This is a genomic window from Paenibacillus sp. URB8-2 (genome assembly GCF_013393385.1).
Taxonomy (GTDB): domain Bacteria; phylum Bacillota; class Bacilli; order Paenibacillales; family Paenibacillaceae; genus Paenibacillus_AQ.
Window position 1 is genome coordinate 3,155,680 of record NZ_AP023239.1, and the last position, 15,980, is coordinate 3,171,659.

The 15,980-nt window shown below is 45.3% G+C and carries 18 protein-coding genes; 8 read left to right on the forward strand and 10 right to left on the reverse strand.

Annotated elements, in window-relative coordinates; translation table 11 throughout:
* Positions 1-176 precede the first annotated feature (176 nt).
* Positions 177-1,496, forward strand: coding sequence for an outer membrane protein assembly factor BamB family protein (locus PUR_RS14455; protein ID WP_179035853.1), 1,320 nt, complete (start codon positions 177-179; stop codon positions 1,494-1,496).
* A 275-nt stretch (positions 1,497-1,771) separates the two neighbouring features.
* Positions 1,772-2,479 (forward strand): gamma-glutamyl-gamma-aminobutyrate hydrolase family protein, encoded by a 708-nt coding sequence (locus tag PUR_RS14460; RefSeq protein ID WP_179035854.1) that lies wholly within the window; start codon positions 1,772-1,774, stop codon positions 2,477-2,479.
* Positions 2,480-2,597: 118 nt separating this feature from the next.
* Here PUR_RS14460 and PUR_RS14465 read toward each other — a convergent pair whose 3' ends face one another.
* Positions 2,598-3,614, reverse strand: a complete 1,017-nt coding sequence (locus PUR_RS14465; RefSeq protein WP_179035855.1) for a ketoacyl-ACP synthase III — start codon at positions 3,612-3,614, stop codon at positions 2,598-2,600.
* A gap of 181 nt (positions 3,615-3,795) precedes the next feature.
* Here PUR_RS14465 and PUR_RS14470 point away from each other — a divergent pair, with 181 nt between their 5' ends.
* Positions 3,796-3,963, forward strand: coding sequence for a hypothetical protein (locus PUR_RS14470; protein WP_165093326.1), 168 nt, complete (start codon positions 3,796-3,798; stop codon positions 3,961-3,963).
* Between the two features lie 129 nt (positions 3,964-4,092).
* Here PUR_RS14470 and PUR_RS14475 read toward each other — a convergent pair whose 3' ends face one another.
* Positions 4,093-4,431, reverse strand: coding sequence for a winged helix-turn-helix transcriptional regulator (locus tag PUR_RS14475; protein ID WP_179035856.1), 339 nt, complete (start codon positions 4,429-4,431; stop codon positions 4,093-4,095).
* A gap of 162 nt (positions 4,432-4,593) precedes the next feature.
* Here PUR_RS14475 and PUR_RS14480 point away from each other — a divergent pair, with 162 nt between their 5' ends.
* Positions 4,594-5,145, forward strand: coding sequence for an NAD(P)H-dependent oxidoreductase (locus PUR_RS14480; RefSeq protein WP_179035857.1), 552 nt, complete (start codon positions 4,594-4,596; stop codon positions 5,143-5,145).
* 58 nt (positions 5,146-5,203) lie between these two features.
* Positions 5,204-5,917, forward strand: a complete 714-nt coding sequence (locus PUR_RS14485; protein WP_179035858.1) for an SDR family oxidoreductase — start codon at positions 5,204-5,206, stop codon at positions 5,915-5,917.
* A gap of 70 nt (positions 5,918-5,987) precedes the next feature.
* On the opposite strand, the gene PUR_RS14490 is transcribed toward PUR_RS14485, so the two are convergent.
* Positions 5,988-6,947 (reverse strand): helix-turn-helix transcriptional regulator, encoded by a 960-nt coding sequence (locus PUR_RS14490; protein WP_179035859.1) that lies wholly within the window; start codon positions 6,945-6,947, stop codon positions 5,988-5,990.
* 116 nt (positions 6,948-7,063) lie between these two features.
* Here PUR_RS14490 and PUR_RS14495 point away from each other — a divergent pair, with 116 nt between their 5' ends.
* Both PUR_RS14495 and thiC read left to right on the forward strand, forming a co-directional pair.
* Positions 7,064-8,002 carry a Gfo/Idh/MocA family protein gene (locus tag PUR_RS14495; protein WP_179035860.1) on the forward strand — a complete coding sequence of 313 codons (939 nt, stop codon included), beginning with the start codon at positions 7,064-7,066 and terminating at the stop codon, positions 8,000-8,002.
* A gap of 239 nt (positions 8,003-8,241) precedes the next feature.
* Positions 8,242-9,984 (forward strand): phosphomethylpyrimidine synthase ThiC, encoded by a 1,743-nt coding sequence (thiC, locus tag PUR_RS14500; RefSeq protein WP_179035861.1) that lies wholly within the window; start codon positions 8,242-8,244, stop codon positions 9,982-9,984.
* Between the two features lie 459 nt (positions 9,985-10,443).
* On the opposite strand, the gene PUR_RS14505 is transcribed toward thiC, so the two are convergent.
* The 3 genes from PUR_RS14505 to PUR_RS14515 all read right to left on the reverse strand — a co-directional run bounded on the left by PUR_RS14505 (position 10,444) and on the right by PUR_RS14515 (position 12,680).
* Positions 10,444-11,160, reverse strand: coding sequence for a class I SAM-dependent methyltransferase (locus PUR_RS14505; protein ID WP_179035862.1), 717 nt, complete (start codon positions 11,158-11,160; stop codon positions 10,444-10,446).
* A gap of 250 nt (positions 11,161-11,410) precedes the next feature.
* Positions 11,411-11,848, reverse strand: coding sequence for an NUDIX hydrolase (locus PUR_RS14510; protein WP_179035863.1), 438 nt, complete (start codon positions 11,846-11,848; stop codon positions 11,411-11,413).
* A 148-nt stretch (positions 11,849-11,996) separates the two neighbouring features.
* A complete protein-coding gene (locus PUR_RS14515; RefSeq protein ID WP_179035864.1) occupies positions 11,997-12,680 on the reverse strand; it encodes an HAD family hydrolase in 684 nt (227 codons plus the stop codon).
* 317 nt (positions 12,681-12,997) lie between these two features.
* Between PUR_RS14515 and PUR_RS26310 the strand changes: the two genes are divergently transcribed.
* A complete protein-coding gene (locus tag PUR_RS26310) occupies positions 12,998-13,081 on the forward strand; it encodes a putative holin-like toxin (RefSeq protein WP_220687457.1) in 84 nt (27 codons plus the stop codon).
* Between the two features lie 634 nt (positions 13,082-13,715).
* On the opposite strand, the gene PUR_RS14520 is transcribed toward PUR_RS26310, so the two are convergent.
* From PUR_RS14520 to PUR_RS26070, 4 genes are all read right to left on the reverse strand, one after another.
* Positions 13,716-14,024 (reverse strand): hypothetical protein, encoded by a 309-nt coding sequence (locus PUR_RS14520; RefSeq protein ID WP_232101509.1) that lies wholly within the window; start codon positions 14,022-14,024, stop codon positions 13,716-13,718.
* A 561-nt stretch (positions 14,025-14,585) separates the two neighbouring features.
* On the reverse strand, positions 14,586-15,014 hold the full coding sequence (locus PUR_RS14525; RefSeq protein WP_179035866.1) for a hypothetical protein: 429 nt from the start codon (positions 15,012-15,014) through the stop codon (positions 14,586-14,588).
* Positions 15,015-15,229: 215 nt separating this feature from the next.
* Positions 15,230-15,562, reverse strand: coding sequence for a hypothetical protein (locus PUR_RS26065; protein ID WP_232101510.1), 333 nt, complete (start codon positions 15,560-15,562; stop codon positions 15,230-15,232).
* Positions 15,555-15,881 carry a hypothetical protein gene (locus tag PUR_RS26070; RefSeq protein ID WP_232101511.1) on the reverse strand — a complete coding sequence of 109 codons (327 nt, stop codon included), beginning with the start codon at positions 15,879-15,881 and terminating at the stop codon, positions 15,555-15,557. Before PUR_RS26070 ends, PUR_RS26065 begins: the two co-directional genes overlap by 8 nt.
* Positions 15,882-15,980 lie beyond the last annotated feature (99 nt).

Genomic DNA, 15,980 nt, shown 5'->3' on the forward strand with positions numbered 1-15,980 from the left:
CCGGTTTGGTCCAATCTGATTCGATATCGCGCAAATCAGTGTTCTCATTCATTATAGTTTACATAATATATTTTATGTTAACTTATTTTGCCACATGTATTTATTTTCCATATATAGCAACTCACTCCCCGCTTCAGGAGTCAAATACATAGATGAATAACAAGGAGATGAAATTGTTGAGAAAAACGGATTTTATTCTGAACGCACTGCTCGCCGCAGCCCTGCTTACCACCAGTGACGGACTTTACGGACACATCGCCGCCGCGGATACCGTACAAGGAAATATCTCATCCGTTTCCGTAGCGGCCAACTCCGCAACCCCTGTTCTCAAGCCGATCTGGCAGGCAAAAACAAACGGAACGAGACTTTATGATAAACAGGCCCCCATGTCGAACGGCCTTGTGTATTATGCTGCAAGCGGCAAACTCATCGCGGCGGACCTCAAGACAGGCCAGTTGAAATGGTCCATCCCGGGAGGACACTCCCCCGAAGTTATAACTAACAATTCCGTCTTTTACACCACAAACGGTGGCGATCTGGTGCGGGCTAATGCCCGAAACGGAAAGGTAATTTGGAAAGTGAAAGGGGTCAATGCCTTTTCTGAGGCTGGAGCGCATGCCGGACTTGTAAGCGGGACCTTGGTTTATTTTAACGAAAACGGCGGACTCGCCGCCTACAGTCCTTCGAACGGCAAGAAAAAATGGGAGAACAAAGCGTTGCCCATGTACGCAAGCTCCCTGATCGGCCAATATGACGGCGTACTCGTAGTCTCCAGTACCGTGGATAATTACCGGACGCAATTTTTCGGTCTTGATCCCGCTACCGGCAAACAAAAGTGGAGAACTGAGGGCGTCTACTCCTTCCTCGCCTACCGGAACGGGCAGCTTATAATGCGCCGGCAGCCGGACCTTTCAACGGTTACCGGCGGAGTGCCAACTCCCGGTTATTTGGTCACATGGGTTCAGCTGAATCCCCGAACCGGAAAGGTGACCAGAACAGAGAACTACACCCCTCTTGATGATGTAAGCCGACTGGGCAACAGCTATACCTCCATTGCGGGCCCCTATCTCTATACCGCCGACGGCAATCTCGATAAGAACGGGGCCTTCCTTCGCCGCTACACTTTGGGTCAAGACAGCAACACAGAACCTGTCAGCTATGAAAGGTTTGGGAAATGGCTCGCCGGTCCGATCAACGGCATGGCCTTCTTTGCACAGGGAACCGAACTGATCGGCGTCAAATTAAATGATCTTAGTGCGATTTCCTACGGCAACTCTCCGAGTCCCGTATCCCGGGTTCAAACTTTAGGCAGGGGCGTATTCGCCAGTTTGGACAACGGAGACTTTTACTTGATCGAGGTGGCGACGGGCAAAAGGCTCGGACGTATCTCAACGAAAGCTACCGAGATCGGCAATGCCTATACGGTAGATGGCATGCTGCTCGTTCAGACGAACAAGGGATTATTCGCCGCCGCCCTTCCGAAATCGTTGAAATAGTCAAAAAATGGAGCGAATCCGCCCGTCCACTTCTCCATTCGCCTTGAAAAAAATCGTTTAAATCAAAAACAGCGTATAATATATGTTATACGCTGTTTTTTCGCGGTATAAATGTCCACAAACACATCATCCCCGGCTATATTATGCCAATCTATCAATTTTAAATCTTTTTAGCCATAGGGATCATACCGGGGATTTCAGGACAAATGCGTGTTAAAATGTCTACAGGGATTCAAAGTAAATAAATAGATATATACTTTGGGGAGGAATATGATATGGAGAGACCTATGATAGGGGTTTTACCTTTGTATGATAAGAATAAAGAAAGCTACTGGATGCTGCCAGGTTATATGAAAGGGATTGAAGATGCTGGTGGAATTCCGATCATGTTGCCATTAACCTCGGATATAGAGATAATTACAAAAATAGCAAATAGGTTTGATGGCTTTCTCTTTACAGGTGGACATGACGTTAATCCCAAAATTTACGGTGAGAACGTAGAAGATATTTGCGGGGAAATGTGTAATGAGCGGGATGATATGGAGACAACTCTATTTAAACATGTAGTAGATTTGGATAAACCAGCCTTTGGGATCTGCCGTGGGATACAGTTGTTTAACGCCTTGCTAGGCGGAACTTTATATCAGGATATTCCAACTCAGCTAAGATCTGAAGTTGAACACAATCAAGCACCTCCATTTACTAAACCAGTTCACAATGTATACATAGAAAAAGGAAACCCGCTTTATCATATTATTCAAACAGAATCTTTAAAAGTAAATAGCTACCATCATCAGGGGATTAAGAAGCTATCAGAGCAATTACTTTCAATTGCGGAAGCTGAAGATGGACTAATAGAAGCTGTAATTATGCCGCAAAAAAAGTTTATTTTAGCTGTTCAGTGGCATCCGGAATTTAACTACAAATTGGATGATTATAACTTTAGATTATTTAAGGAATTTGTAACATCATGTGAGAAGTAAGGAGCTAAGCTATAAGCAAAACTTGTTTCCGCTCGTCCCAAAAAAAACAGGTACCGACCTTTTCATAGAAGATATCCGTACCTGTTTGTTTCATCTTTAGCAATTCTTTAGCAATTCTTTAGGAATTCAGAGTTTGTGGCTGTATCATAACTTGTTCATCCAATCTCAGCTCCATAACCTGCCCCGCATGGGTCAAACCGGCGCCAAAGCCGTACAAAAGAAGCCTATCCCCATTTTTAACTTTTCCTTCGCGAATGCCGAGGTCGAGAGATAAAGGAATGGTCGCCGCCGATGTATTCCCGAAATGGACTAAGCTGTACAGTGTCTTGTCCATCGGGTGGCCTATTTTTTCACAGATCGGCTCGATGATCCGCAGGTTGGCGCTATGAGGGATGAACCAGTCCACTTCGTCTATGGTAATGTCCGTTTTGTTCAAAAGCTCTTTGATCCCGCCCGGAATATTCCGGACTGCCCAGCGGTACACCTCACGGCCATTTTGCACAAGGCTTCTTGTATCGACTAATTCAATCTCCTTGACTTTATTCGCTAAATTAGCGCGGTACACATGATGCGCCCCGCTCCCGTCACTTTCGAGGTGATACCCCATGAAGCTTTGAAAATGGTCATCCTGTTCGACCAGCACGGCGCCGGCACCGTCGCCAAATAGCACACAGGTGGTCCGATCGGTGTAGTCCGTGATTTTGGACATGGTGTCCGCGCCGATGACGAGTATTTTCTTGTGAAGCCCGGATGAAATCAAACTGTGCGCAACATGCAGCGCATAGACAAATCCCGAGCATGCCGCGCTTAGATCCATCCCTCCCGTCCGGGCGATCTGTAATCGGTCCTGAACAAGGCTGGCAACCGAGGGGAACGTAAAATCCGGCGTACTGGTCGCTACGATAACCATATCCACGTCTTCTACGTTCTTATTGAACCGCTGAATCAGATTGCTAACCGCAGCCGCACATAAATCACTGGTGAACTCATCCGGACGGCTGATTCTGCGTTCTTGAATTCCGGTTCTTTGAATAATCCAATCGTTATTCGTGTCTACCATCCGCTCCAGATCAGAATTGGTTAATCTTTTGTTGGGCACGTAACTTCCTATTGCGGTTATTCTTGCTCCTGCCATCCGGATCACCTCATACTGGGTTATAACCTGATATTAGTACCTGGTACTAATTATAGTGTAAGTTACTGGAAAACGCAATTATTCTTCAAGAAGACCGGCCAACCCCCTTGCCGAACCGCTTGCCGCCCGCCCGCATAGAATAACAGGGAGATCAAGTATTTGGGCAGAGGTGGAATCGAACATGGCTAAAAACAAGCGCGGCAAAGCGCTGTGGCGGATGCCTTCCCGGGCAAGAGGCACATGCCCTCTGTGCGGCAGCACACGGATCAAACTGTTATACACCGCAGTAGGAGCTCAAGGCGAAAAGCTGACGGTATGCAAAAAGTGTCAGGGCAAAAAAGCCGGGTAAGCAGGCGATTTTATTGTCCCGCTCCTTCCTTTATACCCTGCCTTTGCCGCTATAAACAGGTAAAGACCGCTTCCTCGCGAAGCGGCCTTTTTTGTGCAGGAAGAAGGAACGTCAGCTGCCGCAGAAGGATTACAAATGCAGGCCAAATCTTTTTAACTCGATAAAAATCCCTTCCAATTGTCTCCCCTTCTCAGTAATTGTATATTCTACGCGCGGAGGCACTTCAGGATATACCTTGCGTTCCACTACACCGTTCTCTTCCAGCTCTTTAAGACGGAGCGATAAGGTCTTCGGACTGATGCCGTCCATCGATTTCAGCAGATCGCTGAATCGCATCGTCCCTTCAATCAGCAGGTCCCGGATAATTAAAAACGTCCATTTTGTCCCGATCACATCCAGCGTTTTGGCAATGGGACATGACTCGCCGGGCGCTCCTTTCGTTAGAACGACGGGTTCATTCTCACTCATCGAAACATCCTCCATAAAAATATTTTGGCTTGGTAAACCCAATCATATCACAATAATATATTTTCGGAAACTATATGAATTAAGTGCCACTACTTCCCTAAATGAACTTACTACTTATATAATATCATTGTGCTAGACCTTATAAATAAAGGAGACGGAGAAATGAAAAATATTCTGATCATCAACGGCCATGAAAAATACGGTGCCGCGGAAGGTAAATTGAACCAGACCCTGGTGGACCGGATGGTGAGTATTTTAAGTGAAAAGAACAACGTTCAAACCACTATTATTCAGAACGGGTACAACAACGAAGAAGAGCATCGGAAGTTTTTGTGGGCCGATGTGGTCATCTACCAAACGCCCATCTACTGGTTCAGTATCCCCGGGCTGTTCAAAACGTATATGGATGAAGTGTATGAGTATGGCATCTTTTTCAAGGGCGGGGACCGGTATGGAGAAGGCGGCTTATTAACCGGCAAAAAATATATGTTCTCCACCACCTGGAACGCTCCCGAGCAGGCATTTGGCGATCCGGGACAGTTCTTTAAAGGGGAAACGCTGGATGAGGCTCTGGAACATCTGCATCGTGTTCAGGAATTTCTCGGCATGGAGGCTTTAAAAAGCTTTGCTTGCTACGATGTCATCAAGAATCCGAAGCTGGATCAATATCTGTCCGAACTGGAAGCCCATCTGCAGGAAGTGCTGGGTGCTTAACCTTAAGCGGACAACGCTTTTGAACGACACTGAGAACGACATTAAGGGAGGATATATTATGCTGCACAATCAAAAAGTGGTCATTATCGGAGGAAGCTCCGGAATCGGTTTGGAGGCGGCCAAACAAGTCATTGCGCTTGGAGGGGAAGTCATTATTGCCAGCCGCTCGGAAGAAAAACTGCAGAACGTGAAAGATCAACTGGGAGCCAAAGCAGTGGCTTATACGCTGGATACGACGGATGAGCAGCAGGTGCAATCCTTTTTTGAAAAAATCGGCACGTTCGATCATCTGGTCGTCAGCGCCGCGATAACTTCCGGAGGGTCTTTCCTCCACACGGAAACCGCCCAGGCCCGTCAGTTGTTCGAGAGCAAATTTTGGGGCCAATACTATGCGGCCAAATACGGTGCGCCAAACATATCGCCGAACGGCTCCATTACCCTATTCTCCGGCGTAGTCGCCTACAAAGCGATGATCGGCTCGTCCGTACTCGGGGCGGTTAACGCTGCGATTTCCAATCTGGGCCAGACGCTGGCCTTGGAGCTCGCTCCCATCCGGGTGAATATCTTGTCGCCGGGTATCATCGATACGCCTTCGAGAAGTAAAATGCCGGAAGACGCGCGAAATGATTTCTATGCATCGGTGGCAGGCAAACTGCCGGTACAACGGGTGGGCACAGCGGAAGATACCGCGCAAGGCGTACTGTACCTGATCCAAAATGGCTTTGTGACCGGAACCGTTCTTCACGTCGATGGCGGACACCGAATTATTTAAGGCAATCGGCACACATATTTGGGAACTTGGGAAGCCGTTCTTTCTCCTTCCGGTGAGAGGACGGCTCTTTTCATTCCGCATACCATTCCTGCAACTCCGAAAGAGTTCTCCGCACAAAAGTCCGAAGCTCCTCCGGGGCGATCACCTCGGCATAACCGACAAGTCCCAGCACATCCCGGCAGGCCGCTTCATACCCGTACATATTCACCGTCAGCAGAATCGTATCCTTATCCAAGGCTTCGTGCAAAATATCCAGCTTGTCCCGCAGATTCACGCCCGGCTCTTTCACTTTGAGAACGACCGGGTACTGCTCATCCTCTCGTCTCGACAGCTTAAAAGACTCATTCCGCTCTTTCCAATACGACTCCAGCGAGAAATCGGCGGGAATCTCGTATGCTTCCTCTGCCTGCATGGTTTCCACGATCCGCTCGCATTTGAAGATACGGACTTCCTCCGCCTCCTCACAGTAAGCGGCCAGGTACCATTCCTCCTGCTTCACCACCAGCCCATAGGGATACACATTCCGGACGGACGTTTCACCTCCCGGCTTGCGGTAGTGAATCGTCAGCTTGTGCGATTTCCAAAGCGCAGACCTGATCTTCTCCAGGCAGGGAACTGCCGGGCGCTCGCTCCACCAGGGCGTATCATCGAAATAAAACCGGGATTTGGCCTTATGCAGATCCGGTTTGTAGGCGTCCGGCAGTGTTTTTTCCAGCTTCAGCAGCGCGTTTTGGAGCTTGTGTCCGGACTCGGTTCCCGCGCCGGAGTATATGCCGAGTCCCGTCAGATACAGGTGAACGACTTCATCATTATGCAGACTTTTCAAATTGACCGTATAGCCTTCCATTAGTGAAAGTCCGCCCGAAGGTCCCGAAGCGCTGACAATCGGAATACCGGCTTCGGCCAGTGTATCCACATCGCGATAAATCGAACGGACGGAGGTTTCCAGCGCTTCCGCCAGCTCCTTCGCTTTTAATTTCCCTCTGGATTCCAGCAGCAGCAAAATCGCAACCAGCCGATGCAGCCTCATAGCGTGCCTCCTTTTGCGGTGGACAGAATATTTTTCAGACACTTAAATCATTGCCACTATGCTGTCAACAATTCAAGTATATCATAGAGCGAGAACGATTGAAGGAGTTGGAATTTATGAATATTGGCGTACTCGGCACGGGATTCGGAGCGTATCATGCCAGCCTGCTGAAGAATATGGATCTGTCCTCAAGGGTGGTCGTGTTCGGCAGGAACCTTACCAAGCTGGCTCAATTGGAACAAGAGTTAAAGGTAGAGACTACCCGGGATATGGAGAAGATTTTGCGCGATCCGGACATTGATGTCATTGATTTGTGTCTGCCTTCCTCTCTTCACTGTGAGGTTGCCGTCAAAGCGCTTCAGTATGGAAAGCATGTGTTCTGCGAAACGCCCGTATGCTGCTCTATGGAAGAGGCTGCGGCGATGCTGGATGCGGAAAGACGATACGGTAAAAGAGTGCTAGTTAACCGGTTTATCTATTTTGACCCGGCCTATGCCTATCTGCAGGAGTCCTGCCTGAAGGGTACATACGGCAAGCTGTTATCCCTCACTTTAAAAAGGGAGACGCCCCCGCTTTGGGGCGATCTCGGTTTGAACTCCATCCCCGTTAATCTCATGATTCATGATTTGGATTGTATTAACGGGATTATGGATTCACCGGAGCTTATATACGCCTGGGGAACGGAATATAAGGATGTACGGCAATCGTTGGTTCGGGTAGCCTTCCGGCGGGAAAGCACCTTTGCGGAGATCGTCTCTTCTTCGGGAATGTCTGACGGGTACCCGTTTACTGTCGGTTATGAAGCTTATTTCGAGTCGGGAAAGCTGGTCTTTCATGAAAGCGACTGCGGAGAACGGTCCGATCCGGTTTTGATGGAAATCACCGCCTCCGGTGAGCGGCGCCTTGTTCTGGAGGAAGCCAATCCTTATGCCGCCAGTCTGGAACATGCGCTGCAAAGCTTCCGGCAGGGAACGGATTCATTTCTTTCTTTGGACCGGGCCGTCAAATCACTGGAAGCCGCGATTGACATCCGGCGGAAAATAAAGCAAAAGTAGCTTGTACTTTCCCAGCGATTAGGATATTCTGTTATAGACAACATCATAGACACGGGAGCTCGGAAATAGCCGGGCTGAGAGGATGGCCTTATGCCATTGACCGTAATACCTGATCTGGGTAATGCCAGCGGAGGAATCGTCACAGGCTTTGTATGTTCAAAGACCGCTTCTTTCGATGCGGTCTTTTTTGCGTACCTGGCCTCCTCTGGCGCTTCACACCATTAAGAGGAGGAAATGAAATGACAAGACAAAGTCAGAAAGTGTATGTGGAAGGCTCGCGGGAGGATATTCGGGTGCCTATGCGCGAAATTACTCTGAGCGGAAGCGCCGGAGTTAACGGCGAATTGGAAACCGAAAATCCGCCAGTACGGGTATATGACGCAAGCGGTCCTTATACCGATGCGCACATGTGTACGGACATTCGGGAAGGACTGCCCCCGCTCCGCCGGAACTGGATATTGGAAAGCGGCGATGTCGAGGAATACGAGGGCCGGGTCATTAAACCGGAGGATAACGGATTGCGGCACAAGGAACAGGATCTTTCCACAGAGATTTTTCCGGGATTAAAACGGCGGCCACTACGCGCAAAAAGCGGATCTAATGTTACACAGATGCACTATGCCCGAAAAGGCGTGATCACACCGGAAATGGAATTCATTGCGATCCGCGAGAATGTCGATCCGGCGTTTGTCCGGGATGAAGTTGCTTCCGGACGGGCGATTATTCCCTGCAACATCAATCATCCGGAAAGCGAGCCGATGATCATCGGGCGAAACTTTCTTGTAAAAATTAATGCCAATATAGGGAACTCAGCGGTCTCCTCCTCGATCGACGAAGAAGTGGAGAAGATGCGCTGGGCTACGCACTGGGGCTCGGATACCATTATGGACCTTTCGACAGGCCGCCATATTCATACGACCCGGGAATGGATCATCCGCAACTCCCCGGTGCCTGTCGGCACCGTACCACTATATCAGGCGCTGGAGAAGGTCGGCGGACAAGCGCATGAGCTGAGCTGGGAAATTTATCGCGATACGCTGATTGAACAGGCGGAGCAGGGCGTCGACTATTTCACAATCCATGCGGGCGTGCTGCTGCGGTATGTCCCATTGACCGCCAAAAGGGTTACAGGCATCGTTTCCCGCGGCGGCTCGATCATGGCGGCCTGGTGCCTCGCCCATCATCAGGAGAACTTCCTCTATACTCATTTTGAGGAAATCTGCGAAATCATGAAGGCTTACGACATCGCGTTCTCGCTTGGAGACGGTCTGCGGCCGGGTTCCATCGCCGATGCCAACGACGAAGCTCAGTTCGCCGAGCTGGACACTCTGGGCGAGCTGACCGAGATTGCCTGGAAGCATGATGTGCAGGTTATGATTGAAGGCCCGGGGCATGTCCCGATGCACAAGATTAAGGAAAATGTCGACCGCCAAATGGAAGTGTGCAAAGAAGCGCCCTTTTATACGCTTGGGCCGCTTACGACGGATATCGCTCCGGGATACGATCATATTTCTTCCGCCATCGGCGCGGCGATGATCGGCTGGTTCGGCACCGCCATGCTCTGCTACGTGACGCCCAAAGAGCATTTGGGCCTCCCGAACAAGGACGATGTCCGCGAAGGCGTTATCGCCTACAAGATCGCGGCGCATGCGGCCGATCTGGCCAAAGGACATCCCGGAGCGCAGGAGCGGGACAACGCGCTGTCCAAAGCGCGGTTTGAATTCCGCTGGAAGGACCAGTTCCAGCTGTCGCTCGACCCCGAGCGGGCAACGGAATACCATGACGAGACCTTGCCCGCGGAAGGCGCGAAGACGGCGCATTTCTGCTCCATGTGCGGCCCGAAATTTTGCAGCATGAGAATCACACAGGACATCCGGGAGTATGCCAAGCAGCACAATCTGGAGGACAGCGAAGCGATTGAGCGGGGAATGAAGGAGAAATCGCAGCAGTTTGCGGAGGCAGAGCACGGTTTGTATCTCTAATAAATAAATTATGAGGCGGCAGTCTAAAGAAGTCTTAGGCTGCCGCTGTTTATTGAGAGATCGTTTTCCGTTGGCTGAGTGATTTTAGTTAGTTCAACATTTTATTATTTGCCTTGTTTCCACGGAGTCTAAGGAGTGAAAACATGGATAAGACAAGACCAATAATTAAGAACCATACCCACCCCTTGAAAGAAATCACTTGAAGAAGTTCCCATGTGTTCAATGGTCCAGAATTAGGGCCGTCGCTACATGGATATGCAAAGACAAATGGTAATACCGCAATAGCAAGTGATATTATCCCAATTATAAAAGATATATACAATGTTATTCTTTTTATAAATATCATCCTTCTGTCCTCTGGCGCTCACCACTGACTTCCCACCCCAAAAATACTCGGGATCCCTACCCCATCCCCATTCATTAACTCACTCAAATGCATCTATTTAGAACACATAATTTTTATTTTCTTCTCCATAGGCTAGTCCACATAAAAGGAACTCCAAATTTCTCAGTATTTTCACCGCATTCATTCATACTCCTAAATTCAACATTTTCAAAGCAATCTTCTAGTAGTCCAAATAATTTCTCCTTACTATAGGCTTGTCCGCCCTTCATACTTCTTTCTCTATATACCTCATAATCACTTAATTCAAGAGCTCCACCGATTTCTGTAAATCCAGGGGCAAAACAAGTTAACCCAAAATACCCTCCAGTCTTAATCATACTGCTTATCATCCGAAGATATTCAATTCGTCTATGTGGCCATATATGGTGCAAACATCCAGAATCATATACAAGATCGTAATGCCCAGTTTCTAATTGGAGGTCGAAGGCAGATTTACATTCAAAATTCACACTTACTTTATTCTCTTCAGCTCGCTCTTTTGCCCAGATTATTGCTTCTTCCGATATATCAATTGCATCTACTTTAAAACCCTTAAGCGCTGCATAAATTGCATTCCTTCCTGGGCCACAACCAATCTCCAACATATTACCTTTGGATAATATTCCAGACTCAAAGTATGAGACAAGATTCTCATCAGGGAAATTAATGAAAAAAGGTATTTTCTTTGATCTGTCACTGTAAAACCAATTCCAAAATGGTGCTGGTTCTCTCATGAATGAATCTAACATATTCAAAATATCACTAGTATCTTTAATAGTTTCATTTAACATCAATTAATCCTCCTTATAACAAATCTGTTGCGCTGATTTCTTATAACGTTTCCGCATTCACTAACCCGAGAAGCTTAAGGGAGTGCCAGCGAACGGGTCGCCAGACTTAGCCTCGCAGGGTTGTATGCTGATTCCACTTCCTCGAAATGCCTCTGCAGACCAAGGGACCGCTAGGTCACGCCGCGCGAATACGGTGTTAGCTGATGTACCTACCACCTTCGAATATACTTAACCTAAGTTAATTGTTCGTTTACTCTTGACTTCTTATTGATAATTTTAATAAAGCTTTGTTATATAACTCCGGTTGTATTGTTGGGTATGTTAAATCACTTGGTAATCCTTTCATAAAACTTACTTCTCCAATCTCACTCTCTGCTGGTAATTGGCCAATTTCTTTAACTTCCGAGTAATACAAACCGCCATATGATTCATCACCACTATCGAATTTAACTGAATACACAAACAATGGGAGTAGGCTAAAGGATTGAGTACCTGTTTCTTCATAGAGTTCACGTTTCGCGGTTTCTTCAATGGGTTCGTTCGGTTCTCTTTTACCTCCAGGAATCTCCCACGTTTGTCTTTCCTTATGTTTTACATAAATCCACTCGTTATTGTATCTCGTTAGAATCACTGCATACTTTAGTTTCACATCATCTATAATATCTAAATCATAAAAGATAATTTGCATACAAAATCACCCATTCTCAAATTATGTAAGATATTTGTTTTTTTAGTCTTTCAAATTCATTGCAGGTTTATCTGCCTGATTCAGCTCCCCCGAAAATACCTCAGACAGATCAAGGGTCGGCTTGCCGGCCCGCAGCATGAATGCGTTGTTATATGAAGGGTCCCTGATATACTCCAAAAATGCCCTTACTAAATTCACTCTCTATCAATTCATTGAAATTGCTAATGGTATAATCCGCCATAGATAAATCTTGTTGACCTAGCGGATTTTGATAACCTATGCTTCTCATACCTGCAGCCTTTGCAGCAAAAATTCCGTTAGTAGAATCTTCTATAACAATGCACTCTTCCGGATGAATATTCAGATCCTTAGCAGCTCTTAGAAAGATATCAGGTGATGGTTTCGATCTTTCAACCTCGTATCCACTAACTATTGATCTGAAATATGTACTTAAGTTAAACATGTTTAATACCAATTTAATTTTCCTTCTCGTCGCAGATGATGCAACTGCTAACTGAATTCCATTTGAATACAATTGCTTAATAAGTATATCGACACCCAATATGGGGCGTTCATCTTTCAAAGACTCAATAATAGCTAGGTATCTATCTTGAAACATATCAACTAATTCACTAACATCAATATTTGATGAATATCGCTTTTTAATTCTATGAAACATTTCAATTGAAGTCGTTCCTATATATGATTCATATTCAGACTTTGTAATATTCCAACTAAATTTATCGCAGAATTCGCAAAATACTCTATAATGAATTGGTTGTGTATCTATGATAACCCCATCTTTGTCAAAGATTACTGCTTTAAACCTCAAATGCACACACCTCCATTGTTTTTAATGGTTTAATAATTTTCCTTCGTCCTTTCGTATAACGTTTCCGCATCTACGACACGACCCGGCCTTAGATAGCTCATATCTTAGGCCGGGTCGTGTGTTGTCTGATATACTTCTATGCTATTACACCTGACAACCAACATTTCAATTTCATACTGTTAGTCGTTAATCTCATGTTTTATAGAGTTTTAATAGTAATTTATCATTCTTTATTTAATTTCCCATGTTATAATTTTTGAGTACAGTAATCGGCTATAAGGGCGGTCGGCTAGTCTCCCAGAAGGGAGGTGATGCCCATGGAGGTTAAAGATGCTCTCTCCTTAATGTTCATGTTTGGCATGTTCATTTTGGCATTGCTCACCTACATGAAAAAGAAATAGACCGCCCTGGCTAGGATAACGGTCTATTTCTGACCTGTCTTACGAGGCCGACTGCTCTTTATGCAGTTATTGTACTTTGGAGTCGTGTTCCCGCACGGCTCCTTACTTATTCTTACCTCAGTATAGCTCATTTTATAACGCTTTTATAGGGGGATTTTCTTTAGACATTTATTTTTGTATTTAAAGTGCCTTTATAAAGGCTTTATCAGCAGTAATTTCACTTAACGTTCTTGGTTATTATCCGAACATGTTATTAGAATTTGAGGAACTGCCCCGAATCTTACTCCTTCAACTTTACCTCCAACACAAATAAACTTAAGGATTTTGGTGTATAGTAATTGATCCTTATAATCCATTATGAATGCTCCATTAATCTTTTAATTTTTTTGCTTTATTATGTTTTATACTTTTGTGGATGTTTCAGACCAAGGACCGTCAGGCCCGACGCGTGAATACGGTGTTATCTGATGCCATTGTCTTCATCGAATTGCATTCACGTACCCTCACCAGCTTAAGCTCCGAAGGAAGCGGCTGCGCTTGCGTAGTTAGTCGGTGCAGGGTTGTCCGCAGTTCTAGCTTCCTCGAAATACATCTACGGATCGAGGGCTGAATGGCCCTATGCGTGAATGCTTTGTTATACGACGTCATCTCTTCTTTTGAGAAGCCCTCGATAATGTTGTAGTAATTCTTTAGAGATCTCCCCAATACCCAACCTACTAGCAACTTCTAATGCAGGTGAATAGTTCTCATAATCAAGATGTCTTATTATTAATTTTCTTTTTTGAGCTTTTGAACATTTAGCATAATATATTGCCCACATAATAATTGTATTGTCTTCCTGAACAAAGTTAGGAATTTCCTCATCGATTAAGATTCCAATCACCTCAGAGATCCGATCTCGAAGCTTACCAGACATTAATACATCGCGTGCCCAATCGGTCACCTGTCCATTTCTTATTGGATATCTTAGCAATCTATTAACAATGTGTTCAGACTCTTAGTAGTTAAGGATAAAATGCTGATAAAGATAGAATAAATTCCTTAAAAGATCTTTACTGTAAATCTTATCAGAACTACGATTTTTAATTATTCTTTTTAGAATTTTCAAACATTCCACTCTTCGAAATCTTCTATTAGCAGCGATATCATCAACAATAATACCTACAATATATTCAATTGATTTATTATCAAATGAAACCGCCTTTAATAGCTGCCGTTCAATATAAATATCTGTTGTCGTATTCACAAACTTCCTTAGGCATTTCTTAGGTGTGTAATGCATTCGATGCTTCTACCCCCAGAATATAAAGGATGATGTCGTATAACGTTTACGCATTCCCGAACCCGAGAGGCTTAAGTGAGCGCTAGCGAACGGATCGAAGACTTAGCCTCGCAGGGTTGTCAGCCTGCCAATTGCTTCCTCGACTTCACTCCCGCAGACCAAGGGACCGACAGGTCCTACAGCATGAATGCTTTATTATACGAAGGCCCTTTCTTCTTTGGGTTACTTCCAAAATTCATACCATTTCTTCTTTCTTGTACTCACTTCTTTGATTAATAAATCTCTAGCATTTTGCCAATCTTTCAAACCCTTCTCAGGACTATTATTAAAGTCGATAATTTCTTCATCAATTGCCGCCCAGGAAGTATTATCATGGATTTTCCTAATTACTTCGATTGAGGTTTCATCACCTCGTATATGTAGCATGATCTCTGTAATATTGTTCTCTTCTGGGATATTAAACTCCACAGAATAGCCTGGTTGCTCCAGTAATCCCCAAGAAGGATCACTAAAATCGGCATCCGGGAATAGCTTACTTATCATATTTATTATTTCTTCTCTGTTTCCTAGTTCTTCAGTCATCTCATCATCTATATCCTCAACGCTACTAACTTTCATATTCAGCTTCATAAATGTTACATCCCAGCTCATTCAACATCACCTATTTCTTAGTTATTCATTTCTTAATGAATGTTTTTGTTTTGGTAAGACTTAAAGTGCTCTCGTATAACGTTCTGGTATTCACGAACCCGTAGGGTTGTCTGCCTGTTTCCACTTCTCCGAATTATCTTCTGGCAGACCCAGGGCCGAACGACCCGCAGCGTGAATACATTGTTAACTGATGTTCCCGCCTTATTCGAAATACTCTATATTCCATTTAATAACTCTTTTAGTTCCTTCGAGGTTTCATTAATAAAGCGATTTATTTTGTCAGTTTTAAAATAAATCGGTTTGATTCGGGGCTCATTCTTTAGATCTTGCAGCCATTCTACCTTTCTATCCCTATACTGATTAACTTCAAGCTGCATAACAAATGGATCGATTGTAAATCCCTTAGCCTTTAAGAGTAATGCGAATAATTTTTCTGTGCTATCCATCGATCTTAAAAGATTAAATTCTACTTGGCTAACTTCATGGTTATATATTTTCCGTATATCGTTTTTTTCGCCTTTATAGTTATTTTCAAAATCCTCATACACGGTATCCGTCCATCTTAATTCCGTATAAATATGCGAAAAGTAACCCAATACAAATTCCTTCCACTCCGTCTCCGGGTCGTTTCAACAAATATTCACGGCACTTCTCCATGATCACTTCCTTGGCCGGTAATTTATCGTTATGTACGAGATGGGTCACGCCTTTTTCTTCCCTGGATACGTGGCCTCTCATATGTATGGCATCCGGAGCGATACTGCCTAATAAAAGATCTGGAGTAGAATTACCATCCGTTAAGATTTCTGAAATTGCAAAATGAACCATAGGCCAAGGCAAATCAATTCCTCCCTTGATATTCCCCACAATTATGCTCTTGCTGGAATTTCAGTTAACGTTCTTGCATTCCCGACGCCGAAAGGCGGCCCGCAGCGGAAATGCGTTGTTAGCTGATGTCGTCGGCCT

What these genes read in the sequence shown, in the direction of transcription:
- PUR_RS14460 (WP_179035854.1), top strand. Translation starts at nt 1,772, where the DNA reads ATGGAGAGACCTATGATAGGGGTTTTACCTTTGTATGATAAGAATAAA.
- PUR_RS14465 (WP_179035855.1), bottom strand. Translation starts at nt 3,614, where the DNA reads ATGGCAGGAGCAAGAATAACCGCAATAGGAAGTTACGTGCCCAACAAA.
- PUR_RS14470 (WP_165093326.1), top strand. Translation starts at nt 3,796, where the DNA reads ATGGCTAAAAACAAGCGCGGCAAAGCGCTGTGGCGGATGCCTTCCCGG.
- PUR_RS14475 (WP_179035856.1), bottom strand. Translation starts at nt 4,431, where the DNA reads ATGAGTGAGAATGAACCCGTCGTTCTAACGAAAGGAGCGCCCGGCGAG.
- PUR_RS14480 (WP_179035857.1), top strand. Translation starts at nt 4,594, where the DNA reads ATGAAAAATATTCTGATCATCAACGGCCATGAAAAATACGGTGCCGCG.
- PUR_RS14485 (WP_179035858.1), top strand. Translation starts at nt 5,204, where the DNA reads ATGCTGCACAATCAAAAAGTGGTCATTATCGGAGGAAGCTCCGGAATC.
- PUR_RS14490 (WP_179035859.1), bottom strand. Translation starts at nt 6,947, where the DNA reads ATGAGGCTGCATCGGCTGGTTGCGATTTTGCTGCTGCTGGAATCCAGA.
- PUR_RS14495 (WP_179035860.1), top strand. Translation starts at nt 7,064, where the DNA reads ATGAATATTGGCGTACTCGGCACGGGATTCGGAGCGTATCATGCCAGC.
- thiC (WP_179035861.1), top strand. Translation starts at nt 8,242, where the DNA reads ATGACAAGACAAAGTCAGAAAGTGTATGTGGAAGGCTCGCGGGAGGAT.
- PUR_RS14505 (WP_179035862.1), bottom strand. Translation starts at nt 11,160, where the DNA reads ATGTTAAATGAAACTATTAAAGATACTAGTGATATTTTGAATATGTTA.
- PUR_RS14510 (WP_179035863.1), bottom strand. Translation starts at nt 11,848, where the DNA reads ATGCAAATTATCTTTTATGATTTAGATATTATAGATGATGTGAAACTA.
- PUR_RS26310 (WP_220687457.1), top strand. Translation starts at nt 12,998, where the DNA reads ATGGAGGTTAAAGATGCTCTCTCCTTAATGTTCATGTTTGGCATGTTC.
- PUR_RS14525 (WP_179035866.1), bottom strand. Translation starts at nt 15,014, where the DNA reads ATGAGCTGGGATGTAACATTTATGAAGCTGAATATGAAAGTTAGTAGC.